Source organism: Oceanospirillum linum (assembly GCF_001995095.2).
GTDB classification, from domain to species: domain Bacteria; phylum Pseudomonadota; class Gammaproteobacteria; order Pseudomonadales; family Halomonadaceae; genus Oceanospirillum; species Oceanospirillum linum.
The window spans coordinates 1-423 of the sequence record NZ_MTSD02000146.1 but is presented as its reverse complement, the minus strand read 5'-3'; the positions used below and the strand labels follow the sequence as shown (position 1 = coordinate 423).

Genomic DNA, 423 nt, shown 5'->3' with positions numbered 1-423 from the left:
CATCGCCAAATATCCCGACCGCTTTACCGATGAGCAAAAAGCCGACCATGAGGCAGGCCACTTAAATGACAAGCCCGATGTGCCCTATATCGATTTTACCAACCCGCGCACGGGCGAGGTGGTGCGCGTGCCGGCCGACATCACGCCCACATTTGCGCACAACCACGGCGATAGAGTAGCGGCGCTGGACAAGATGTTTGGCGCAAACCACAGCCCTGATGCGCTGGACAAGATGGTGGCCGAGCGCGAGGCTTATTTAGCCGGCAAGATGCAGCCGCCGCCGATGATGACCACGACCTTTAACGATAAGGCTGATCCAAAAGAGGTAAGCCGTTTGTTTGGCAACGGTAAAAATGATTTGCGCACCCACGAGGCTTTGGCCGCTGCCCAATATCAAAAAGCATTTGGTGTGCATCTTGAGCC

1 protein-coding gene is annotated in these 423 nt (G+C 55.6%); it reads left to right on the top strand.

Annotated elements, in window-relative coordinates; genetic code table 11:
- Positions 1 to 423: hypothetical protein (locus BTA35_RS18100; RefSeq protein WP_202931316.1), on the top strand; the 423-nt coding region annotated here is incomplete at both ends.